Here is a 22,914-nt window from a genome sequence, read left to right on the forward strand (position 1 = left end):
CTGGTGCCGGCCAGGATTAAAGGTCTGAGTCAGTGAATTCAGACCGTATTTCACCCTTGCTGGAGGAAATCATGTCATCACGTAAAGATCTCGCGAATGCTATTCGTGCCCTGAGTATGGACGCGGTAGAGAAAGCGAATTCAGGACATCCGGGCGCGCCAATGGGAATGGCGGATATTGCTGAAGTGCTGTGGAATGAGTTTTTGATCCATAACCCGGGCAATCCACACTGGCACAATCGCGATCGCTTTGTACTCTCGAACGGTCATGCCTCGATGCTGCTCTACAGCTTGCTGCATCTGACCGGCTATGAACTGACGATTGATGATTTAAAAAACTTCCGCCAGCTACATTCCAAAACGCCAGGACACCCGGAAGTGACCGATACTGAAGGGGTTGAAACTACCACCGGGCCACTTGGCCAGGGCATCGCTAATGCCGTAGGGATGGCAATAGCCGAACGCACCCTTGGGGCACAATTTAATCAGCCCGGACATGACATTGTCGATCACCATACCTATGTTTTTATGGGGGATGGTTGTCTGATGGAGGGTATTTCACATGAAGCCTGTTCTCTTGCCGGGACTCTTGGCCTGGGTAAACTGATTGGTTTCTACGACCACAACAGTATTTCAATCGACGGTGATACCCATGGCTGGTTTACCGATGATACCGCCAAACGCTTTGAAGCCTATCACTGGCACGTGGTGCATGAGATAGACGGACATAACCCACAAGCGATTAAACAAGCGATTATTGAAGCCCAGGCCGTCACCGATAAACCTTCGCTTATCATCTGCAAAACCATTATCGGCTTTGGTTCCCCGAATAAAGAAGGTACTGAAAAAGCCCACGGATCCCCATTGGGTGACGCAGAAATAGCGCTGGCGCGTAAAGAACTGGGCTGGAACTATCCACCTTTTGAAATTCCAGCCGACATCTATCGCGGCTGGGATGCTAAAGAGGCAGGAAACCAGGCAGAGACTCGCTGGAATAAACAATTCGCTGACTATACGGCGGCTTATCCGGAACTGAGTGCCGAATTCACGCGTCGCCTTGGCGGTAAACTACCTGAAACCTGGCACGATGCGGCCCAACAATATATTGAACAGCTACAGGCTAACCCTGCAAAAGTGGCAACCCGTAAAGCGTCACAAAATACCCTTGATGCCTTTGGCCCCCTGTTACCTGAATTTCTTGGCGGTTCAGCCGACCTGGCACCGAGTAACCTGACTATCTGGAAAGGCTCAAAATCGATTAAGGACGATCTGGCAGGAAACTATATTCACTATGGTGTGCGCGAATTCGGTATGACCGCGATTGGCAACGGGATTGCGCTGCATGGCGGTTTTATTCCTTATACCGCGACCTTCCTGATGTTCGTTGAATATGCCCGTAATGCCGCGCGTATGGCGGCGTTGATGAAAGCCCACCAAATTATGGTTTATACCCATGACTCGATAGGTCTGGGTGAAGACGGGCCAACCCACCAGCCGGTGGAGCAGCTTGCCAGCTTACGTCTGACACCTAATTTCAGCAGCTGGCGCCCTTGCGATCAGGTAGAAACCGCGGTGGCATGGAAAGCTGCGATTGAACGTCACGATGGCCCAACCGCCTTAATTCTCACCCGTCAGGGACTGGCACAGATGCCAAGAACACCCGAACAGTTAGCGGCGATTGCGCGTGGCGGTTATATTCTGAAAGACAGTCAGGGCACGCCGGATATCATTCTGATAGCTACCGGGTCTGAAGTCGAGATTACCGTCAATGCGGCAGAGCAGCTTACTCAGGAAGGACACAAGGTTCGCGTCGTCTCTCTGCCATCAACGGATGTATTTGATGCCCAGGATGAAGCCTATCGTGAGTCTGTCCTGCCGTCAGATATCAGCGCCCGCGTTGCCGTCGAGGCGGGGATTGCTGACTACTGGTATAAATACACCGGGCTGAAAGGAAAAATTGTCGGCATGACGACTTTTGGTGCCTCAGCGCCTGCAGAACAGCTGTTCCCGCTGTATGGTTTCACGGTGGAAAACGTGGTTAAACAGGCGAAAATTGTTCTGAGTAAAAAATAGCGCTACGGCAGGTGGGGTAATACCCACCTGTTGCCCTGCCCATCCAAAGTATTCACGACTCATACTTTGGGTGACAACTTACATAATGTTTCGTAGCTGGAGTTGTTGCAGCAAAATCACCGTTTTCCCGTCGCAGATTTCCCCGCGCGCAACCCTATCCAGCGCTTCATTAAAGGGGATCTCCAGCACTTCTATATCTTCATCCTCGACTCCGCCGCCGCTATCTTTACGCTGTAAGTCGGTGTAGGGCGCAAGGTAAAAATAGACCATCTCGGTCACTCCGCCCGGCGACATATAGAGTTCAAACACTTTTTCCAGCTCTCCCACCTCATAACCGGTTTCTTCCATAGCCTCTTTGCGTACACACTGTTCGGGCTCATCCGCATCCAGTAATCCGGCACAGGTCTCTATCAGCATGCCGTCAGCATTGCCGTTCATCCAGGTTGCGACACGAAACTGTCGGGTCAGAACAACGGTTTTCTTCTCACTGTTATACAGCAGAATAGTGGCGCCATTGCCGCGGTCATACACTTCACGTTTGTGACGAATCGTTTCCCCATTACGACGCAAAAGCTCATAAGTGACATTACGCAAAATAAAATAGTTATCAGAAAGAAGCTGATTCTTAATAACGTTAATACCCAATGACATAACATTTCCTCAGTATGGAAAAAGAGCAATTTCCCAAAACGATTAACTCACATTGTAACGCTTATTTACGGGCATTTTTCGCCACTTACAGGGCGATAGCTTTTAAAAAACAATGATAGCATGCAGGCTCTCCTGCGGTTTTTCTGACCACATAAAAAGAAAAGATCATCAAAAATGCTATTCAAAAATTTCTTGTTACGTTTTCGTCAGCACAGCGCTATCACGCTCAATTCATTACATGATGCGATAGCAACCATCGAATTTTCACCGCAAGGTGAAATACTGACTGCCAATAGCTTATTTCTTGACCGCATGGGCTATGATCTCGCGGAAGTAGTCGGGCAGCATCATCAGATATTCTGTACTCCGGACTATGTTAACTCCCCACAGTATCGTGAGTTTTGGCAGCGACTGCGACGCGGCGAAAGCTTTAGCGACAAATTTTTGCGGCTGGCTAAAAATGGCCGTGCCGTGTGGCTTGAAGCACATTATGTTCCGGTAAAATCTGCCAGCGGTCAGGTCGTTAAAATCGTTAAACTTGGCCAGGATATTACCAGTCATATCACAGATGCCCAGGAACAGCGGGCTATGGCAACAGCAATCAATCGTTCAATGGCACAGATAACTTTTAATCTACAAGGTGAAATTCTGGATGCTAACAGCAATTTTCTCAATCTAATGGGTTACCGTGCTGACGAAATTACGGGCCGTCACCACAGTTTGTTCTGTTTACCCGAGTTCAAGAATAGCGAAGCGTATCAACGGTTCTGGCAAGAATTAAATAGAGGCGAATTTGTTTCCGGGCAATTTGAGCGTCTGACTAAACAGGGTAACTCGGTGTGGTTAAGAGCGACCTATAACCCGGTCTTCAATGAGTCAGGTGAGTTGTATAAGGTGATGAAGCTGGCTGCTGATGTCACCGCTCAGGTAGAAAAAAGTCAGCATGAACATGAGGCAGCACAACACGCTTATCAGGTTGCTTTGCAGACCAGTGAACGTACTGAATTTGGTGCAACAGTAACAGAAAAAAGCATTCAAACCATCAATAAACTGGCCGATGAACTTCAGGGTATTTCTACGGATATCAATGAACTGAACGAGGTATCAGACAGTATTGGCGATTTAGTTGATGATATTCGTCGCATAGCTAACCAGACGAACCTACTGGCACTGAATGCCGCTATTGAAGCAGCACGTGCCGGACAGCATGGTCGCGGTTTTGCGGTCGTCGCGAATGAGGTTCGGACTTTATCAAAAGATATCAATATCGCCACCAGTGAGATAGAAACCAAGGTTAAACACAACCATTCACTTACCGATAATGCATTAAAAACTATAGAATTTAACCTTACCGAAGTCGCCAATTGTGTTTCTCTGGCGGAAAATACCGGTAAGATCATGACCGAGGTAAACTCCAGCTCTAATGACGTGGTTTCTGCTATCAGCAACGTGGCTGAAGTTCTGAGAAAATAAGGTTACCCGGTCAGATATCACACCCTATTTCATATTAACATCATCAGCCAGGCAGATATTGTGTGGTTTATTTTGTACCACTGATGTCTGACCTGTATGTAAAGATAACCACGCTACAGGTCGACTGAATGGAAATAATTTACATTATCTTCGTAATTTCCCCACGTTTGTAGCTTAAAGAGCGATTACAGTGGGATAGTTTTTAATAAAAAAGAAGTGTTTTTAAGGGGTTCCATCGCATGGCGAATTTTTTTATCTCACGCCCAATCTTTGCCTGGGTGCTGGCGATAGTCTTATGTCTGACCGGAACACTGGCTATTTTTTCGCTTCCCGTTGAGCAATATCCCGATCTGGCACCGCCCAATGTGCGTATAACAGCAAACTATCCTGGAGCCTCTGCCCAGACACTCGAAAATACCGTTACCCAGGTCATTGAACAAAGCATGACTGGCCTTGATAACCTGATGTATATGTCATCCCAGAGCAGTGCGGTGGGTCAGACATCAATCACCTTAAGTTTTAAAGCAGGTACCAATCCGAACGAAGCGGTGCAGCAGGTTCAAAATCAGCTGCAATCCGCGCTCCGAAGACTCCCACAACCGGTTCAGGCACAGGGGGTCAATGTGCGTAAAACCGGGGACAGTAATATCCTGATGATTGCCTTTGTCTCAACCGACGGCAGCATGGATAAACAAGATATTGCTGACTATGTCGCCAGCCAGCTCCAGGATCCGATAAGCCGTATCGAGGGTGTGGGTGATGTGGATGCCTATGGCTCCCAGTATGCAATGCGTATTTGGCTTGATCCGATAAAGCTAACCAGTTACCAGCTCACCCCCCAGGATGTGGTTGAAAAGATTAAGTCACAGAACGCGCAAATTGCTGTCGGCCAGTTAGGAGCAACACCCGCTATAGACAGCCAGATGCTGAACGCCACCATTAATTCTCAGTCGCTGTTACAGACCCCACAACAATTCCGCGATATTGCCTTACGGGTTAATCAAAATGGCTCAGTCATTACGCTAGGTGATGTCGCTATGGTGGAATTGGGCGCTGAACGCTATGATTTTCTGAGTCGCTTTAATGGCCAGCCGGCCTCAGGGCTCGGCGTGAAGCTCGCCGCGGGTGCCAATGAAATAGCCACCGATAAACTGGTCAGAGATAAAATTACCGAGCTGTCACGCTATTTCCCGCACGGGCTGGAAGCAAAAGTCGCCTTTGAAACGACCCCCTTTGTGAAAGCATCCATCAAGGATGTTGTTAAAACATTGCTGGAAGCCATTCTGCTAGTCTTTCTGGTGATGTACCTGTTCTTACAAAATTTCCGTGCCACTTTAATTCCGACGATTGCCGTCCCGGTGGTGCTACTCGGTACCTTTGCGGTGCTGTATGCCTTTGGTTTTAGTGTTAATACCTTGACGATGTTCGCGATGGTACTGGCTATCGGACTGCTGGTCGATGACGCTATCGTGGTGGTTGAGAACGTCGAACGAATAATGAGTGAGGAAGGTCTTTCCCCCGCAGAAGCCACCCGGAAGTCAATGGGGCAAATCCAGGGCGCACTGGTGGGTATCGGCCTTGTCCTGTCAGCCGTTTTTGTCCCTATGGCCTTTTTTGGCGGCACAACCGGGGCTATCTATCGGCAGTTCTCCATCACCATTGTCTCGGCGATGGTGCTTTCAGTCCTGGTGGCGCTGATTTTAACCCCGGCGCTTTGTGCCACCTTATTAAAACCTCTGCGTAAAGGTGAATTACACGGTCAGAGAGGGTTCTTTGGCTGGTTTAACCGTCACTTTGATAAAGCGGCTCACGGTTATGAAGGCATGGTGGGTAAAATCCTTGGCCGTAGCCTGCGCTGGCTGGTGATTTACGGGTTACTCATCGTCGGAATGGTCATCCTGTTTATGCGTCTGCCGACCTCATTTTTACCGATAGAGGATCGGGGCGTTTTTTCCACTTCAGTGCAATTGCCCAGCGGCTCAACGCAGCAGCAGACCCTGAAAGTGGTTGAAAAAATAGAGCAGTATTATCTCACCCAGGAAAAGGATAATGTCGTCTCTGTTTTCGCCACTATTGGTTCAGGCCCTGGTGGGAACGGGCAAAACGTTGCCCGCCTGTTTGTACGCCTCAAGGACTGGGACCTGCGTGACAGTAACACGGCAAGTGCTCAGGCGATTATTGACCGGGCGACCAAAGAACTATCGAAAATTAAGGAGGCTCGCGTATTTGCCAGCAGTCCTCCCGCGATCAGTGGTCTGGGCGCTGCGGCAGGGTTTGTTCTTGAATTACAGGACAACGCAGGTATCGGGCATCAAGGCCTGATGGAAGCGCGTAACCAGTTACTGAATCTGGCAGGTACCAATCCCGATTTGACGCGAGTACGCCATAATGGTCTGGATGATAGTCCTCAGTTGCAAATCGATATCGATCAGCGTAAAGCTCAGGCGCTGGGCGTTTCGGTGGATGATATTAATAACACTCTTCAGACAGCATGGGGTTCAAGCTATGTGAATGACTTTATGGATAGAGGCCGGGTCAAAAAGGTCTATGTTCAGGCTGATGCTCAATATCGTATGCAACCCGATGACCTTCAGCGCTGGTATGTGCGCAACAATGAAGGCGCTATGGTGCCATTCGCAGCCTTTGCCTCTTCTCACTGGGAAACCGGGTCATCACGCCTGGAGCGCTATAACGGCTTCTCTTCTGTGGAAATTGTCGGTGAAGCGGCCCCGGGCGTCAGTAGCGGGACGGCAATGAATATTATGGAACAGCTGGTGAGCCAGTTACCAACCGGCTTTGGCCTTGAATGGACGGGTATCTCTTATCAGGAACGCTTATCGGGTGCACAGGCTCCTGCCCTGTATGCTCTGTCATTGCTGGTTATTTTCCTCTGTCTGGCGGCATTATACGAAAGCTGGTCTGTCCCCTTCTCAGTTATGTTAATTGTACCGTTGGGCGTCATTGGTGCACTGGTCGCCACCTGGCTACGCGGGCTGGAAAATGACGTCTATTTTCAGGTCGGGCTACTCACCGTTATTGGCCTGTCGGCGAAAAACGCGATTCTGATTGTCGAATTTGCTAATGACTTAAATACCCGGGGGCAGGATTTAGTCGCAGCCACGCGTATGGCCTGTCGTCAGCGTCTGCGTCCGATATTAATGACCTCACTGGCCTTTATTTTCGGCGTCCTGCCGCTGGTTATCAGTAGTGGTGCCGGGTCAAGTAGTCAGCATGCGGTAGGTACAGGGGTTATGGGCGGGATGATTTCAGCGACATTCCTGGCGATTTTCTTTGTGCCGCTGTTCTTTGTTCTGGTCCGCAGGCGCTTCCCGGTACATAAGCGTCCTGAATAATATCCAAAAATAAAGCGCCTGTTGAGGGCGCTTTATTTGTTCAATCTACCGGTCAGTAAATTTATTGTCATATCACGTTTTATATTACATTCTGGATTTTTATTTGCGCAACATCTGCTCAATAAAGTCTTTCCAGTGCCCTAATTCAGTATCAATCATAAACGCCTCAAGTATTACAAATTTGTCACTCTGAGTCTGTTTCAGTGGTCTATCCGGGATAATCCCTTGTCAGCTCAGTGGCTAATTAATACGCCATCCGGTGATTAACAGTCAACCAGAATTTTAAACATTTTTTAACACCCACGTATTCATCACAATCCCGCGCAATAAGTCCCCAAAACCGGAAGTTATATAAAAAACCTATAAAACAATACATTAAACAATACCCAGTACAATAATGCACCTGTTATCGTGATGTGCGTAATTGTTAAATGAAACTTTCTGAAGAAGAGAATCAAATAATTTGTGAATAAAATGAAGTATCACGGGGGATATGTTATCGAACTGATGCCTGATTAGGTTATTATCAGCCCCCTTTAATCAGTATTATCATTGCTCTCAACGGCCAGGATAACGACTGACTGGCTCTCATTCGCCGATAAAAGTGGTATTTTTATGTCAGATAAGCTTAAAAACGCTTTACCTGTGCTTTATGGTATTAAAAACTGCGACACCATTAAGAAAGCCCGTCGCTTTCTTGAACAGCAGAATTTTCCTTATCAGTTCCATGATTATCGTGCTGATGGCCTTGATGCCGCGCTGCTGGACAGCTTTATCGCCGAGCTCGGCTGGGAAGCGTTACTGAATACGCGCGGAACAACCTGGCGTAAACTGGACGAAACGTTACGTGCCAGCATCACTGATGCACCCAGTGCGGCAAAATTGATGCTGTCGATGCCCGCTATTATCAAACGCCCATTGCTCTGTGCGCCCGGTAAGCCTATGCTTTTGGGCTTTAATGAATCAAATTATCAGAAGTTTATCAACGAGGTATAACGTTATGTCCTGCCCGGTTATTGAGCTGGCCCAACAGCTTATTCGTCGCCCTTCCCTCAGTCCTGATGATGCGGGATGCCAGGCGTTACTGATAGAACGCCTGCGTGCTATTGGCTTCACGGTTGAACGCATGGATTTTGGCGAGACGCAAAACTTCTGGGCTTGGCGTGGGCAAGGTGAAACTCTGGCATTTGCCGGACATACTGATGTCGTTCCTCCGGGTGACGCCGATCGCTGGATAAACCCGCCGTTTGAACCCACGATTCGTGATGGCATGCTGTTTGGTCGCGGTAGCGCGGATATGAAAGGTTCGCTGGCAGCAATGGTGGTTGCAGCAGAACGTTTTGTTGAGCAGTATCCTCATCACCAGGGGCGTCTGGCATTTTTAATCACCTCCGATGAAGAAGCCAGCGCGCAGGACGGCACAGTCAAAGTCGTCGAAGCCCTGATGGCGCGTAAAGAGCGCCTTGATTATTGTCTGGTCGGTGAGCCATCAAGTACCGAAGTCGTTGGTGATGTGGTCAAAAATGGCCGTCGTGGTTCTATGACCTGCAACTTAACCATTCATGGGGTTCAGGGCCATGTTGCCTATCCGCATCTGGCGGATAACCCGGTACATCGCGCGGCTCCAATGCTGAATGAACTGGTCACCATAGAGTGGGATAAAGGTAACGAGTTCTTCCCGGCGACCAGCATGCAGATTGCCAATGTTCAGGCCGGAACAGGCAGTAATAATGTCATTCCTGGCGAGCTATTTGTGCAGTTCAACTTCCGCTTTAGCACTGAACTGACGGATACTGAAATCAAACGCCGCGTGGCCGCTTTACTGGATAAACACCAGCTACGCTACACGCTGGACTGGTGGCTGTCCGGACAACCATTCCTGACCCCACGCGGTAAGCTGGTTGATGCAGTGGTTCACGCGATTGAGCATTATAATGAGATTAAGCCGCAACTCTTAACCACGGGTGGCACATCAGACGGACGCTTTATTGCCCGTATGGGTGCCCAGGTTGTTGAGCTCGGCCCGGTCAATGCGACGATCCATAAAATCAACGAATGTGTTAAGGCGTCAGATCTTCAGTTGCTGGCCCGGATGTATCAGCGCATTATGGAACAACTCATCGCCTGACAACAGGTGCACAGACAGGGGATATCAGCATGGAATGGCTAGCACGTTACTGGTGGATTTTTATCCTGGTGGCATTGGTGGGTATCTTCATTAATGTCATTAAAGACTTGAACCGGGTTGATCATAAAAAGTTTCTGGCCAATAAGCCTGAATTACCGCCCCATCGTGACTGTAACGATAAATGGGACGACGAAGATGACGATAATCGTCCAAAAAAATCCTGATAACTCAAGACAAGCGGGCTGAATATTCAGCCCGCTTTTTTACTGGCCCACGACTTGCCTGATTTGCTGAACCCAGAGCTGTAATGCCTCGCAGCGCGGGAGATCAAGCTTTCTCAGTGCCATTGCTGTTTCTGAACGCAGGGCAGACAACAGGGCTTTTCGCCCGGTTAACTTAAATAACTGACACAACTCGCTGTGGCTGTGCCCCCTTTCAAACTGCCCACGTAATAAATCTAAGGGTTGCTCACAGGCCAGCAGTAAGCGATGTAGAGAAGCCCGGGCAGAATCAAGTGGGCGATGGGCAAAGGCAAAACCGGCCAGTTCAAGCCAGTCATTATCATTGAGTGAATCATCAGCCAGCGCAGGCAAATCCGCCATGATGTCGACTGGCAGCTGCGGGTACCAGTGACTATTGCGGAACAATCGTTGTTGTTCAGCATCAGCAAGCCTGATACCGGCTTCAGACAAAGGCAGCAGCGCCATCAGGGTATAACACCCGCTACTGGCTTCCCGCTGGGTTCCGATACGTACCATTTTAAAGCCACAACGTTGCCAGAACCGCCATAATTCTTCGGTATAGCCAAAACTGACGGACAGATAATCATACTGCCCTTGCGCCAGGGAGAGAGCCTGTTTTATCAGCTCACTTCCCAGCAGCTGGCGCTGATAACTGGGATGAACCGCAATACGGCTAACGCGTAAACCACGCAAAGTTGCAGCCAGAGGACTTCCGCCATGGGCCGCCAGCGACTGGGCGACCAGGTTTCCTCTGGGGCGGCGAAACCCGGCCCAGACCTGCTGGCTCAACAAAGGATCAAGCCCACCCTCCTCTACCAGCCATAATGCCCCGGCACAGCGCTGTTCGATGGTGGCTGCGAGATAATGCATTCCTGGCGCATCAAGCAGACGTCGCCAGTCCAGTGGCGATGTACGGTAGTGAGCGCCGGATAACAGGCGATAAATATCCGCCAGTGAACGCATATCGAGCCTGTCGATAACCGCAAACTGTACCGGTCCCGCTGGCAGAGAATCGAGATCGGGCTCATCAAATAACATTATCTGGTCTATCAATCGTTCCAGAGGGTCATTTTCGGCCCAGCGAACGGGCGTGTTGAGCGTAAAAGCGTGATATGAAGGAAGTGAGGCACAAAATTTCAGCAAAAAGCCGCGCCCGGTGCCTTCATAACCCTGTACCGTGGTCGTCAGCAAAACGCGAGGAAAAGAGGCAATCATTTGCTGCAATAGCGGGGCGGGAATAGCCGCGGCCTCATCAACAATCAGCCAGTCAAAATCCCCTTCAGGTTTGTCCTGAACCAGGGCATCCGGCGCGATAAAGTGAAACCTTTCCCCGGCAAATTGCGCCAGTACATCGGTTGCGGCTTTGGCAGGGGCGCTGACCAAACACCGGCCAGAACTGTGATTCACCAGCATACCCGCCAGCGATGACTTGCCTCGTCCCCGGGCCGCAGTCACCACGGCAACGCCACTTTCCATAGCCGTCAGTTTCGCCAGCACTGTCGCTTGCTCCTGCTGCGGCCCCTGATTAACCGGGTACCAGTGCGGATAATCAGGTAAATCTTTCAGCCTGAGCGGATGATTTTGCTGCCATAGCACTGCATCGGATGAGCCAGTGATACAGGACTCCAGCCAGGCAATAAAATGTGGTGTGGCTATCGGCTCAGGCGTATCGCTCCAGCGGCAGGAATCCGTGTCCGGGAGCTGCGGCCAGCGTTGCCAGTCCGGGGTTAGCAGAACCAGCCAGCTTCCTGCTTTTAACGTACCCGCAAGAGCCGCCAGGGCTGCGGCATCAAGTCCGGTACGTGCGTCAAAGACTGCATGCTGAAACTCTCGTCCCAGTAAAGAACGCAGCGCCCCTGGCGCGCAATGTAACGGCCATTCAATGTTATCGCCCACCCATAACCAGTCACCCGTTAATCGGTCAGCTAATTCCTGAGCTTGCCGCTGGCACCACTGCCACTCACCCGCAATCACCAGCAGGCGTCGTATACCGCTATCACGCATCTGTGTGGTCAGAGGTACAAAATCACTCAATATCATGATTTAGCGGACGCCGAGTCAGGACTCAGGCATTGCTCCAGCTCCCCACTCACGAAGCCGCGATTAAACGCCTGATAACGTTGACCCAAAGTACTGTAAGTGAAGTTTTCTGGCATGACTCTATCGGGGGATAACTGACGCTGTTGTTCATCGATAGCCTGCGAGACATTCATCGCTGGCTGTATATCCCCGGCACTGAGGATCTGTTGCTCTGCCATACGGTGCCCCCACAGTCCGGCAAAACAGTCGGCCTGCAGTTCTTGTTCTGTTGATAAACCAGAGGCTGTCGCAGACACTCCTGGCTCAAGAAGTTTTTGCACATGATGTCCGACCGCATGGGCCATCATATAACCCTGGGTAAAGTCTCCCCCCGCACCGAGCGCGCTTTGCATATCGTCATACAGAGTTAAAGAAACATAAATCGTGTCGTCCTGCGGGCAATAAAATGTGCCGATGGCTTGGCGCTTGTCACCACAGGCATTACTGACTGTATCACGGTAAGTGACTAGTTCAGGTGACTGATATTTAAGCCCGCGGCGTTCAAATAACGCCTGCCAGGTTTCATCGAGAGTCGTCATTATCATGCCAGTAAATTCAGCGTCTTCACCCGCAGGTGAAACCACTTTGTCATAAGAGATAGCGGGCTTTTCTACTACCTTTTTATTTGCAAATAAACCGATGATAGCCGACTGGTAATAACTGACCAGAATGACTATTACCAGCAAAATAAAAAAACCTTTACCCCGAGGAATACGAAAAATTCCGCGCCCTGTTCGCATAGCAGGCTGGCCAGGAGTTCGCAGTTCTTGTTCCGGATGGCTATTTTCAGGCTGTCCAAGCTTGCGCATATTCGCTACCTCATTGACCTTTTATAAGCTGGAATTCTAGAGGGATCACAGGCGAATGACTACTGTAACTCGATGAAAAAAAAGGGCGCTTGATAGCGCCCAGATTTGGCAAAACGGAAACGATTGCGCAGTTAGTCTAATTTAACGCCAAGACGGTGTGCAACAGCTTCATAGGCTTCGATAAGTCCACCCAGACTTTGACGGAAACGGTCTTTGTCCATTTTGTCGAGCGTTTCTTTATCCCACAGGCGGCTGCCGTCTGGTGAGAATTCGTCACCCAGAACCACTTCACCGTTGAACAGACCGAACTCCAGTTTAAAGTCGACAAGGATTAATCCTGCATCATCAAACAGCTTGCTCAGAACGTCATTGGCCTTGTAGCTCAGCTCGCGCATACGGGCAAGATGCTCTTTGCCAACCCAGCCGAAGGTTTCGCAGTAAGACTCATTGACCATCGGATCGTGCATAGCATCGTTTTTCAGGAACAAATCGAATAACGGTGGATTAAGCAGCGTACCTTCTTCGATCCCCAGACGCTTAACCAGCGATCCGGCGGCACGATTGCGGATAACACACTCAACCGGCACCATATCCAGTTTCTTTACCAGCACTTCGTTGTCGGAGAGTAGCGCTTCCATTTGGGTTGGAATACCCGCTTCTTCCAGCTTAGTCATAATGAAATGGTTAAACTTATTGTTCACCATACCTTTACGATCAAACTGTTCGATGCGCGCGCCATCTCCTGCTGACGTATCATTGCGAAACTCAAGTACCAACAGGTCCGGGTTTTCCGTACTGTAGACGGTCTTCGCTTTGCCGCGATACAACTCAGCTTGCTTTTGCATCTTTCTGTCACTCCAGGTGTTGTAACCGCTTTGCGGTCAAGGATTAATATACCCGTCATACTTCAAGTTGCATGTGCGTTGGCTACATTCGTTCACCCGAATCACTTACCCGCGTAAGCTCATCGGGGCTCTCTCACTTGCCGCCTTCCTGCAACTCGAATTATTTTGGGTATTATAATGCGTAATAATGAAAGAGGGTCGGTATAAACCGACCCTGGATAATCATTTATTAAATGCGGCCTGGAATACTGCAACCAAGGCATCATTTTGCGACTGCGTTAAGGCATGTCCTTTCGGATCGATAAACTGCATGCTACTGCGGTTATCCAAATCGCCTATTTGTAACTTATAGTCGCCGCTAACCAGCTCCGGGTCTCTCGCTCCCAGCTCTGACCAGCCACTGTCAGAAAGCGGTTTATAAGTCACCGCGATACTTCCTTTAGAGCGGGTAGCATCAGTGACTTTCATGCCCATTCTTTCAAGCGTCGCAGGTAATTTACCCCAGACTGCGTTAAAGGGTGCACGTACCACTAGCATCGGTAAACCGGTGTCATCAGCTGCGCTCTGCACATCGAATTCTGATACAGAACGATTATCCTGCATATTCTGCCGGGTAGTTTGTGCGTTATCCAGACCTAAGCTGATGCTATTGAGCATTTCAGAGCTGTAACGCTGCACCGCTGCAGGATCAGAGACAGGCTTACCGTCTTGCTCCAGGTTCAGCAACTTAACCACGATAGACTGCTGATAGCCCTGAGGTAACAGGCTTATCTGATAGCGCCCACGGTATTGATTATCTTCGTCGGCACGATTCCATTGAACCCAATCCGTGGTGAGGGTTTGCTGACCATCACTACGTTCGGCGATGGTATAGTTTTTTTCCTGGAGAATACTCACTACTTGTGGCCACAGCCCGTTCGCCAGAGCCGCCTCGACGAGCAATGTCGCAGTGTCTCCTGCAAACGCGGTCCGTCCACCATTCACCAGAGCCAGAGCCTGAGTCGGCGGACGAATATCCAGTTCTTTACCAATCGCAGTGCTACTACGAACCACTGGAATATCATACTTGCCATTCTGGACAGGCAAGATCATACCAGCCGGAGCATGCAAATCGGAAAGCGGTGTCGCTTGCAGATAGGCTTCATCACCGCTCACCTGACGTTTATAACGCTGATCGCTGCTACATGCAGCCAGCAACATGGCGAGCGAGACAACAGCAACTTTTGCCACCGTCGATTTCTGTACTGAGTAAGCCATTAAATCTCCCTAGCTTTACAGCAAACCGGCATGCTTAAGTGCGTCAAGAATGACCGGGCGACTTGCGTCGGTTATCGGTGTCATTGGCAAACGTAAGGTGTCGGTTGCTACAAGACCCAATTCCTTTGCAGCCCATTTGACTGGGATAGGATTGGGCTCTACAAATAGTTTATGGTGTAGCGGCATCAGACGCTGATTAATCTCACGAGCTTGTGCAAATTGCCCTTCGGCAGCCAGTTTACACATTTCTGCCATCTGGCGCGCGGCTACGTTTGCGGTAACGGAAATAACACCGTGACCACCGAGTTGCATAAAGTCTAATGCATTAGCATCATCGCCGCTGACCAGGATAAAGTCATCGTTAACCAACTCTTTGATCTGGTTTACACGACTTAAGTTCCCGGTTGCTTCTTTGATACCGATAATATTTTTTATCGCTGACAGTCTGCCAACTGTTTCAGGCAGCATGTCACAGCCAGTACGCGATGGCACATTGTACAGCATCTGTGGTAAGTCGGTACTTTCAGCAATCGCTTTAAAGTGCTGATACAGCCCTTCCTGAGTAGGACGGTTGTAATAAGGAGTTACAGAAAGACAGCCAACAATGCCGCTATTGTGGAAGTGTTTCGTCAGAGAGATGGCTTCAGAGGTTGCATTCGCCCCTGTTCCTGCGATAACCGGAATTCTGCCGTCAGCCAGTTCCAGAGTTAACATCACAACATCACCGTGTTCGTCATGACTCAAGGTCGCAGACTCACCGGTTGTTCCCACCGAGACAATCGCCGACGTTCCAGCGTCGACATGATAATCAATCAGTTTTTTCAGGCTGGACCGACAAACATTACCTTTCTCATCCATCGGTGTAATTAACGCGACAATACTTCCCGTAAACATTGGCGACCCTCTGTGCAAACATGTTCTCCAATGTTACGTTTGGTACCATCACAAAAGCAAGCAGCCAGAAGGCGCTAAGCGGTTGGCAGCAGGTTTTTTTTGTGCTTTCCTAATGATTATCGTATCCAGACACAGGAAGAATGCGTTTGACACCCTCATCACACCATTATTTGGTTATCACAGCACTTGGAACTGCCCGCCCGGGTATCGTCAATACCATCACTCGTCACGTCAGTAGTTGTGATTGTAATATTGAAGACAGTCGCCTTGCGATGCTGGGAGAAGAGTTCACTTTTATCATGTTACTTTCGGGTAGCTGGAATGCGATAACCCTGATTGAGTCGACGCTTCCGCTAAAAGGGGCTGAACTTGACCTGTTAATTGTGATGAAGCGCACCGCAGCTCAGGATATCTCCCCGATGCCGGTAAGTGTCTGGGTGCAAGTCGAAGTTGCTGACTCACCCCATCTGGTTGAACGCTTTACTCATCTGTTCGATGTTCATCATATGGATATCGCTGAACTAGTTTCCCGAACCACTCCGGCACAAGATAGTCAGGGGCCAAGGCTGTATATTCAAATCACTGCGCACAGCCCAGGCTCGGAAGATGCAAGTATTATCCAGCAAGCCTTTAAATCCCTATGTACAGAACTCAACGCAGAAGGCACTATTAGCGTGGTTAACCTACAACAAGAAGACTGAGAGAGACGGAGAGAATCGATGAATCCACTGAAAGCCGGTGACAGCGCACCCAAATTTAGCCTGCCTGATCAAGACGGCGAGCAAGTAAATTTAACCGACTTCCAGGGACAGCGTGTTTTGGTTTACTTCTATCCGAAAGCGATGACACCCGGCTGTACTGTACAAGCCTGTGGTTTACGCGACAATATGGATGAGCTAAAGGCGCACGGCGTCGAAGTGCTGGGTATCAGCACTGATAAACCAGAAAAACTGTCCCGCTTTGTCGAAAAAGAGATACTTAACTTCACCCTGCTGTCTGATGAAGACCATCAGGTGAGTGAGCAGTTTGGCGTCTGGGGTGAAAAATCCTTTATGGGGAAAACCTACGATGGCATCCATCGTATTAGCTTCCTACTCGATGGTGAGGGTAGAGTTGAGCATGTATTTGATGACTTCAAAACCAGCAACCACCACGACATTGTGATTAACTGGCTAAAAGAAAACGGTTAGTCCTGATGTTTTAGCTTAAAACGCTCGATGAGCCTTTCATCGAGCGTTTTCTCTCGTCACTCAGGCCGACAATTATTTTTGGTTCAGGCACTGTGTCGGGAGGTCTTCTTCTCTGTTATCTCGGGTGTTTGTTCTGAAGGTAGATGAGGGACGACAAAATACCGATATCCCCATGCTCCCAGCAAAGCCCCTACTACGGGTGCCACGAGTGGGATCAGAAAATAGGGAACCCGATAACCGCCAGTAAAAGCGACCTCCCCCCAACCGGCAAAAGCGGCAAATATTTTCGGGCCCAAATCCCGGGCAGGATTAAGCGCAAACCCGGTTAATGGCCCCATAGAAGCACCAATCACGGCAATCAGCAATCCAATCAGCAAGGGTGCCAGCGGCCCTCGAGGAATGCCATTCCCCTCGTCAGATAGCGCGATAATCATCGCCATCATCACAGCGGTAATAACCATCTCCACACCAAATGCCTGCATCAGTCCAAGACGGCTATCGGGATAGGTAGAAAAAATACCGGCCATCGGCAAGCTGTCGAGGCTGCCACGGACAATATGGTGGGTCTGTTCGTAATCAGTCAGCAGGTTGACATACAGTCCGTAGACTAACGCTGCCCCGCAGAATGCTCCTGCTACTTGAGCCGCCATATAGGGCAATACTTTACGTCGTTCAAAATTCGCGAACAGGCAGAATGCCAGAGTCACAGCCGGATTCAAATGCGCACCAGAGATCCCGGCGGTCAGATAAATGGCCATAGCAACACCTAACCCCCAAATCACACTGATTTCCCACTGACCAAAGTTAGCGCCTGCGACCTTATACGCAGCCACACAACCAACCCCAAAAAAAACCAGCAGTCCAGTACCTAGCATTTCAGCAATACACTGCCCTTTTAAACTCACTGTCTGGCTCATGATAGACCCTGCGATTAAGTACAAATAAAAAGTAAAATTACGGCTTCTGAACACAGGTTACGTTACTGAAAAAAATCATTAAATAAGTTTGATTACAATAGCCCCTGACACTCCTTTGCGTAATCGGCTGAGGGGGAGATTAGCCGAAATTCTGATGCGATTTCTCCCATGAATCGCTTTGAGAAAGGCCATTTTAGTCCAGGTATTTACGTTTAAACTGGCTGGCATCAATGTCATATTGCTTCATCTTGCGCCATAGCGTCGTACGGCCAATATTAAGCAACTGCGACATTTCCTGTACGCGGCCGCTCGTCACCCGGGCGGCATGAATAATTGCCTCTTTTTCGAGAGCCCTGAAAGTCAGACTGGCAGGTAACAAGGATGAGTGGCTTCGGTCTCCGGGACGTTCATTAAACAGATGTGCGGGAATATGACTTAAGCGAATACGGCCGTGCTCACTACTGATGGCAATATTTTCAATAACACTATTAAGCTCGAAATCATTACCCGGCCAGGAGTACGCCACCAATTGTGCAAGGGCATCCTCATCCAGCTTGAAACGAGAAGAAAAACGTCTCTCAAGGCTGCGTAGCCGATTATGGACCAGAGACGGAATACTGCTGTTTCGTTCACGCAGAGGAGGAATCACAATTTCAAAGGAGTGTAATGCATAGTAAAGCTGCCTGCTAAAGCGGTCTTGCTCCACCAGATTGCCCAGATCTACTGTCGTCGTCGCGATAACTTTTACATCGACCGGGATCAGACGTCGTGCATCCAGCCGGGTGAGCACGCCTTGCTTAATCACCTGTAATAATATCGACTGAAGTTCCGGAGCCAGATATTCAATTTTATCCAGGAAAAGAGTTCCGCCATTCGCCAGTTCCAGACGACTTAACCGTCCATTTTCATCATGAGTCTGCGAACTTCCCATAAAATCTGGTCCGAGAATATTATCGGCATACAGCTGACAATTCACCGCAATATAAGGGCCATCAGCATGTTCACTTTCATTGTGAATAGCCTGTGCAATCAGTTCCTTTCCTACTCCTTCTTCCCCACGAAGTAATACGGGAAAATTGCCCCTGGCAGCCTGGCGGCCAAAATGAATCAAACGTCGGGTTTCAGGATCGTCAGCCGACATTTGTTCGAAAGTGTGAGTGACTTTCCCCAGTTGACTGGTCATTAACTGGCGCATCTGCTCAACCGGATGAAGCAGTAAGATAAAACTGTTCCCCTGATCTTCCACAATCGGCTTCAGGGTCACCACCGCATCAATAAACTGATGCTGGCTTTCAAATGTCACTTCGGCATGATTCAGGGATTTGGCATGTTTAATCGCTCGGCGTAACAGGGTCGGGAGCGTTATCAGCTCACTCAGATTCTTACCCTGGCTTCTCTGATTATCCAGATACAGCATATTAGCGGCCTGTACATTCAGAAATTGCAATACGCCCTGCTCATTCCAGGCCATTACCCCATCATCCATGCTTTCCAGCAACCCATACATTTGGTTCAAATGACGGTTAGATTCGGCCAGTAAACTGTCAGTTAATAATGAATTCCCCACTTCTCTGGCAATAGCGAGTGTTAACGAAAGATCGGCAACGGAGGCCTCACTGGCCAGGCAGCACAAAGCGATAGAACCAAATAACCGCCCGTTGTTATCAAATACCGGTGTCGAGCAGAATGACCATGGGAACAATGCCTGCTTAAAATGCTGCTCACCGTAAGTTTTTATCGGCAGCCCCTGCATAGCTGCCAGTGAAAGTGCACTGGTTCCAATGATGCTTTCCGCGCAATAACTCCCGGTAAAAAAACCCAGTTCTTCAAGTTGTTCCCGTACTTGAGGATGTCCACAATGGCTAAGGATACAGGCTGACTCATCCAGAATAAAAAACGCGCAGTCCCGGCTATCCATAAACTCCCAGGCATCTTCCAGAGCGGCCTGTCCAATTGTCAGCAGCGCGGTTTTACGACGACAGATAGACTCAAAGGTGAGCCCCTGAGCCTGGTGAGGAACGCCCCAGCTTTCCCGCTGCATAATTTTCCCACAACGGTGCCAGGATTGAGCGATAAATGAAGAAATATCCTGCTCTGTTTTTGGATTCTGTGTCGCCATTGCCTGCCCTGGAGTTCCAAATACATGTGTACCAGTGACGTCTGCTTGTCACCCGTATCAGCTGGCAGTAAGTTTAGCTGCAATAAAGATAAAATGCCCCTACCTGTTGCAGGGGCAAGCGCTGAGGTTATTTACGGGCCAGCCATTGTTCACCAAAACGGTCTGCTGTAAGGATAGCGGCATAGACGCTTTCTGCTGAGACAGGGAACGGCATATTATGAATAGTTTCGCCAGGTGCACAGGTAGCTTTGGCAACCGCCATGATTTTTTCTTCAATACCTTCTTTAACGCCCATTTCTGCAAGAGTTACCGGCAGGCCGACTCGCTGGCAGAAGCCCAGCACGGTTTCAATTTCTGCCATTGGACTATTTTGCAATACCAGCTGGGACAGCGTACCAAATGCGACTTTTTCACCATGGTATAAATGGTGGCACTCTTCAAGAATAGTAAAACCATTATGGATGGCGTGAGCCGCAGCAAGCCCGCTGCTTTCAAAACCAATACCACTCAAATAAGTATTCGCTTCGACAACTCGTTCCAGAGCGACAGTTACGACGCCCGCTTTTGCGGCAAGCAAAGCTTTTTCACCTTCCGTCATCAAGGTGTCGTAGCAAAGACGCGCCAGGCTCAGTGCCGCAGCCGTAGACTGACCACCCGCCATACTCACGGCTCTGGCGTCATAGCAGGCTTTTGCTTCAAACCAGGTTGAGAGTGCATCCCCCATGCCAGCTACCAGTAAACGTACCGGTGCTTTGGCAATAATTGCCGTATCCATTACCACCATATCGGGGTTTTTCGGATAAATAAGATATTCTTCAAACTCGCCTGATTCTGTATAGATAACAGATAGCGCACTGGTTGGTGCATCAGTGGAAGCAATGGTCGGAATAATGACGACCGGCAATTTCTGGTAATAACCTATCGCTTTTGCCGTATCCAGCGTTTTTCCGCCGCCGATACCGACCACACCTTTACAACCCTTTTGTTTTAGAATGGCTATCAGGCGGTTAATTTCCACATGGCTGCATTCACCGTTGAAACGTTCTGCGTGACAATGAATGTTATGTTCATGCAGGCCATTGAGCACTTTATCCCCGGCCAGCTTCATCACGAAATCATCAGCTATCACAAAAAAGCTGTCTGCCAGATTTTTAGCATATTGACCAAACAACGCAGATGCATCAGGACCCTGGAGATATTTTGCCGGAGATTGAATAACTTGTAGCATTCTCTTCACCCTCAAATTAAATATTGAACTCGTTGACATGATGACGCCTGGCCTTGTTCACTTCTGCTAATCCATTTCAGCGGGAAGTTGAACACTAGCGGCGCGATAACATCACTCTAGAGCGGGTGGGCGGCAAAAAAACTTTCATCAATTTTGTTCTTATATGAAACTAAAAATCAAAACGCATGTTTCATTATGGAACCTAAAACCAGATAAATAATCAGGATTGCGATCTCTATCCGTCTTTACATCACAATCTGTACCAGTACAGGAATGGAAGCGCTCCTCTCTGCCCGTTTAAAAAAATAATATTCTGCCTGAATACGGTAAGCCAGAGGATTGATAGCTGCATCCAGAATGTAGCTCTGCCTCCCATTGTTGTTCTTTTTTAGTAAAATTCGTTCCATTATGGAACAAATAAATACGTCCAAGTTTCACTCTGGAACCTATTTTCTCGCTGTATTTCTTTTCTTCTGTCGAAGCCAAAATCACTCTATCGACCATGGGAGAAAATCTCATGCCGCTTGCTTACATCGGGCCAGGATAAACCCTGTGACCCCATTAATATTATGCGGAGTATAGAAAATGAAAAAACTGATTAACCGTGTCGAAGATGTACTCAGTGAACAGCTTATCGGCCTTGCTAAAGCTCACCCTGAACTACAACTGCATCAGGACCCGGTTTATGTCACCCGAGCGGATGCCCCGGTCGCCGGGAAAGTCGCGCTGTTATCCGGCGGTGGCAGTGGCCACGAACCTATGCACTGTGGGTTTATCGGAAAAGGAATGCTAACCGGCGCTTGCCCGGGCGAAATTTTCACCTCTCCTACACCAGACAAAATGTTCGAATGTGCAATGCATATTGATGGAGGAGAAGGCATCCTGCTGATTATTAAAAACTACACCGGTGATATTCTTAATTTTGAAACTGCCACCGAGCTATTGCACGAAGGCGGCGTAAAAGTGGCGACAATCGTGGTAGATGATGACGTCGCCGTCAAAGACAGTCTCTACACCGCCGGACGCCGTGGCGTAGCTAATACGGTGTTGATTGAAAAATTAGTCGGTGCAGCAGCAGAACGCGGAGACTCTCTGGAAGCCTGTGCCGAACTGGGACGCAAGCTAAATAATCAGGGCCATTCTATCGGCATTGCCTTAAGTGCCTGTACAGTTCCTGCCGCAGGGATCCCTTCTTTTGAACTTCAGGATAATGAAATGGAGTTCGGCGTCGGGATCCACGGAGAGCCGGGTATCGACCGTCGCAGTTTCACCTCTCTGGACAACACCGTCGATGAGATGTTTAGCACTTTACTGGAAAATGGCGATTACACGCGTACGTTACGTCAATGGGACAGTGTCAAAGGCAACTGGCTGGAAATAAAACAAGCAAAACAGGCACTCCAGCGCACAGATAAGGTTATTGCCATGGTCAACAACCTCGGTGCAACCCCTCTTTCAGAGTTATACGGCGTCTATAATCGACTGGAAAAATGCTGTCAGGAAGCCGGTATCACTATCGTTCGGAACCTGGTCGGCACCTGGTGTACTTCCCTGGATATGGAAGGCTTCTCTATTACTTTACTGAAAGCCGACGATGAGACGCTCACCTTGTGGGACGCGCCAGTTCACACCCCTGCCCTGAACTGGGGATACTAAG

The 22,914-nt window shown here is 49.1% G+C and carries 19 protein-coding genes; 9 read left to right on the plus strand and 10 right to left on the minus strand.

Annotated features, from left to right (window positions below; genetic code table 11):
- Window positions 1-71: 71 nt before the first annotated feature.
- Complete coding sequence (gene tkt / locus M2387_RS11875; RefSeq protein ID WP_259049485.1) at window positions 72-2,072, plus strand: transketolase; 2,001 nt, start codon at window positions 72-74, stop codon at window positions 2,070-2,072.
- Between the two features lie 78 nt (window positions 2,073-2,150).
- On the opposite strand, the gene nudK is transcribed toward tkt, so the two are convergent.
- Window positions 2,151-2,723 (minus strand): GDP-mannose pyrophosphatase NudK, encoded by a 573-nt coding sequence (gene nudK, locus M2387_RS11880; protein ID WP_259049486.1) that lies wholly within the window; start codon window positions 2,721-2,723, stop codon window positions 2,151-2,153.
- 174 nt (window positions 2,724-2,897) lie between these two features.
- Here nudK and M2387_RS25820 point away from each other — a divergent pair, with 174 nt between their 5' ends.
- Both M2387_RS25820 and acrD read left to right on the plus strand, forming a co-directional pair.
- The gene (locus M2387_RS25820) at window positions 2,898-4,196 is read left to right on the plus strand and encodes a methyl-accepting chemotaxis protein (RefSeq protein WP_310572774.1); all 1,299 of its coding nucleotides are present in this window, start codon (window positions 2,898-2,900) and stop codon (window positions 4,194-4,196) included.
- Window positions 4,197-4,435: 239 nt separating this feature from the next.
- Window positions 4,436-7,549, plus strand: a complete 3,114-nt coding sequence (gene acrD, locus M2387_RS11895; RefSeq protein WP_259049488.1) for a multidrug efflux RND transporter permease AcrD — start codon at window positions 4,436-4,438, stop codon at window positions 7,547-7,549.
- 99 nt (window positions 7,550-7,648) lie between these two features.
- Here the strand turns inward: acrD and ypfM are convergent, their stop codons facing one another.
- Complete coding sequence (gene ypfM, locus M2387_RS25905) at window positions 7,649-7,708, minus strand: protein YpfM (RefSeq protein WP_409039903.1); 60 nt, start codon at window positions 7,706-7,708, stop codon at window positions 7,649-7,651.
- Window positions 7,709-8,164: 456 nt separating this feature from the next.
- On the opposite strand from ypfM, the gene M2387_RS11900 reads away from it, so the two are divergent.
- The 3 genes from M2387_RS11900 to M2387_RS11910 are packed head-to-tail and all read left to right on the plus strand — an operon-like array spanning window position 8,165 to window position 9,901.
- Entirely contained in the window at window positions 8,165-8,545 is a 381-nt protein-coding gene (locus M2387_RS11900) for an ArsC family reductase (RefSeq protein ID WP_259049490.1), read from the plus strand.
- 4 nt (window positions 8,546-8,549) lie between these two features.
- Complete coding sequence (dapE, locus tag M2387_RS11905; RefSeq protein ID WP_259049492.1) at window positions 8,550-9,677, plus strand: succinyl-diaminopimelate desuccinylase; 1,128 nt, start codon at window positions 8,550-8,552, stop codon at window positions 9,675-9,677.
- A 29-nt stretch (window positions 9,678-9,706) separates the two neighbouring features.
- The gene (locus tag M2387_RS11910; protein ID WP_259049494.1) at window positions 9,707-9,901 is read left to right on the plus strand and encodes a YpfN family protein; all 195 of its coding nucleotides are present in this window, start codon (window positions 9,707-9,709) and stop codon (window positions 9,899-9,901) included.
- 39 nt (window positions 9,902-9,940) lie between these two features.
- Here M2387_RS11910 and M2387_RS11915 read toward each other — a convergent pair whose 3' ends face one another.
- The 5 genes from M2387_RS11915 to dapA all read right to left on the minus strand — a co-directional run bounded on the left by M2387_RS11915 (window position 9,941) and on the right by dapA (window position 15,803).
- The gene (locus M2387_RS11915; protein WP_259049496.1) at window positions 9,941-11,959 is read right to left on the minus strand and encodes a tRNA(Met) cytidine acetyltransferase TmcA; all 2,019 of its coding nucleotides are present in this window, start codon (window positions 11,957-11,959) and stop codon (window positions 9,941-9,943) included.
- Window positions 11,956-12,807, minus strand: coding sequence for a neutral zinc metallopeptidase (locus M2387_RS11920; RefSeq protein ID WP_259049498.1), 852 nt, complete (start codon window positions 12,805-12,807; stop codon window positions 11,956-11,958). The genes M2387_RS11915 and M2387_RS11920 overlap by 4 nt, the downstream gene beginning before the upstream one ends.
- A gap of 131 nt (window positions 12,808-12,938) precedes the next feature.
- Window positions 12,939-13,652, minus strand: a complete 714-nt coding sequence (gene purC / locus M2387_RS11925) for a phosphoribosylaminoimidazolesuccinocarboxamide synthase (RefSeq protein ID WP_259049501.1) — start codon at window positions 13,650-13,652, stop codon at window positions 12,939-12,941.
- Window positions 13,653-13,874: 222 nt separating this feature from the next.
- A complete protein-coding gene (gene bamC, locus M2387_RS11930) occupies window positions 13,875-14,909 on the minus strand; it encodes an outer membrane protein assembly factor BamC (RefSeq protein ID WP_259049504.1) in 1,035 nt (344 codons plus the stop codon).
- Between the two features lie 15 nt (window positions 14,910-14,924).
- Window positions 14,925-15,803, minus strand: a complete 879-nt coding sequence (dapA, locus tag M2387_RS11935) for a 4-hydroxy-tetrahydrodipicolinate synthase (RefSeq protein WP_259049506.1) — start codon at window positions 15,801-15,803, stop codon at window positions 14,925-14,927.
- Window positions 15,804-15,949: 146 nt separating this feature from the next.
- Here dapA and M2387_RS11940 point away from each other — a divergent pair, with 146 nt between their 5' ends.
- Both M2387_RS11940 and bcp read left to right on the plus strand, forming a co-directional pair.
- A complete protein-coding gene (locus M2387_RS11940) occupies window positions 15,950-16,504 on the plus strand; it encodes a glycine cleavage system transcriptional repressor (RefSeq protein ID WP_259049862.1) in 555 nt (184 codons plus the stop codon).
- A gap of 18 nt (window positions 16,505-16,522) precedes the next feature.
- The gene (gene bcp, locus M2387_RS11945; protein WP_259049507.1) at window positions 16,523-16,993 is read left to right on the plus strand and encodes a thioredoxin-dependent thiol peroxidase; all 471 of its coding nucleotides are present in this window, start codon (window positions 16,523-16,525) and stop codon (window positions 16,991-16,993) included.
- An 83-nt stretch (window positions 16,994-17,076) separates the two neighbouring features.
- On the opposite strand, the gene M2387_RS11950 is transcribed toward bcp, so the two are convergent.
- The 3 genes from M2387_RS11950 to M2387_RS11960 form a co-directional block, all read right to left on the minus strand.
- Window positions 17,077-17,910 (minus strand): MIP/aquaporin family protein, encoded by an 834-nt coding sequence (locus M2387_RS11950; RefSeq protein ID WP_259049509.1) that lies wholly within the window; start codon window positions 17,908-17,910, stop codon window positions 17,077-17,079.
- Between the two features lie 193 nt (window positions 17,911-18,103).
- The gene (dhaR, locus tag M2387_RS11955; RefSeq protein ID WP_259049511.1) at window positions 18,104-20,029 is read right to left on the minus strand and encodes a dihydroxyacetone kinase operon transcriptional regulator DhaR; all 1,926 of its coding nucleotides are present in this window, start codon (window positions 20,027-20,029) and stop codon (window positions 18,104-18,106) included.
- Window positions 20,030-20,156: 127 nt separating this feature from the next.
- Window positions 20,157-21,257, minus strand: a complete 1,101-nt coding sequence (locus M2387_RS11960) for a glycerol dehydrogenase (RefSeq protein WP_259049513.1) — start codon at window positions 21,255-21,257, stop codon at window positions 20,157-20,159.
- Window positions 21,258-21,842: 585 nt separating this feature from the next.
- Here M2387_RS11960 and dhaK point away from each other — a divergent pair.
- A complete protein-coding gene (dhaK, locus tag M2387_RS11965; protein WP_259049515.1) occupies window positions 21,843-22,913 on the plus strand; it encodes a dihydroxyacetone kinase subunit DhaK in 1,071 nt (356 codons plus the stop codon).
- Window position 22,914: the final 1 nt, after the last annotated feature.

It is taken from the genome of Klebsiella sp. BIGb0407 (genome assembly GCF_024807845.1).
Classification (GTDB): domain Bacteria; phylum Pseudomonadota; class Gammaproteobacteria; order Enterobacterales; family Enterobacteriaceae; genus JGM124.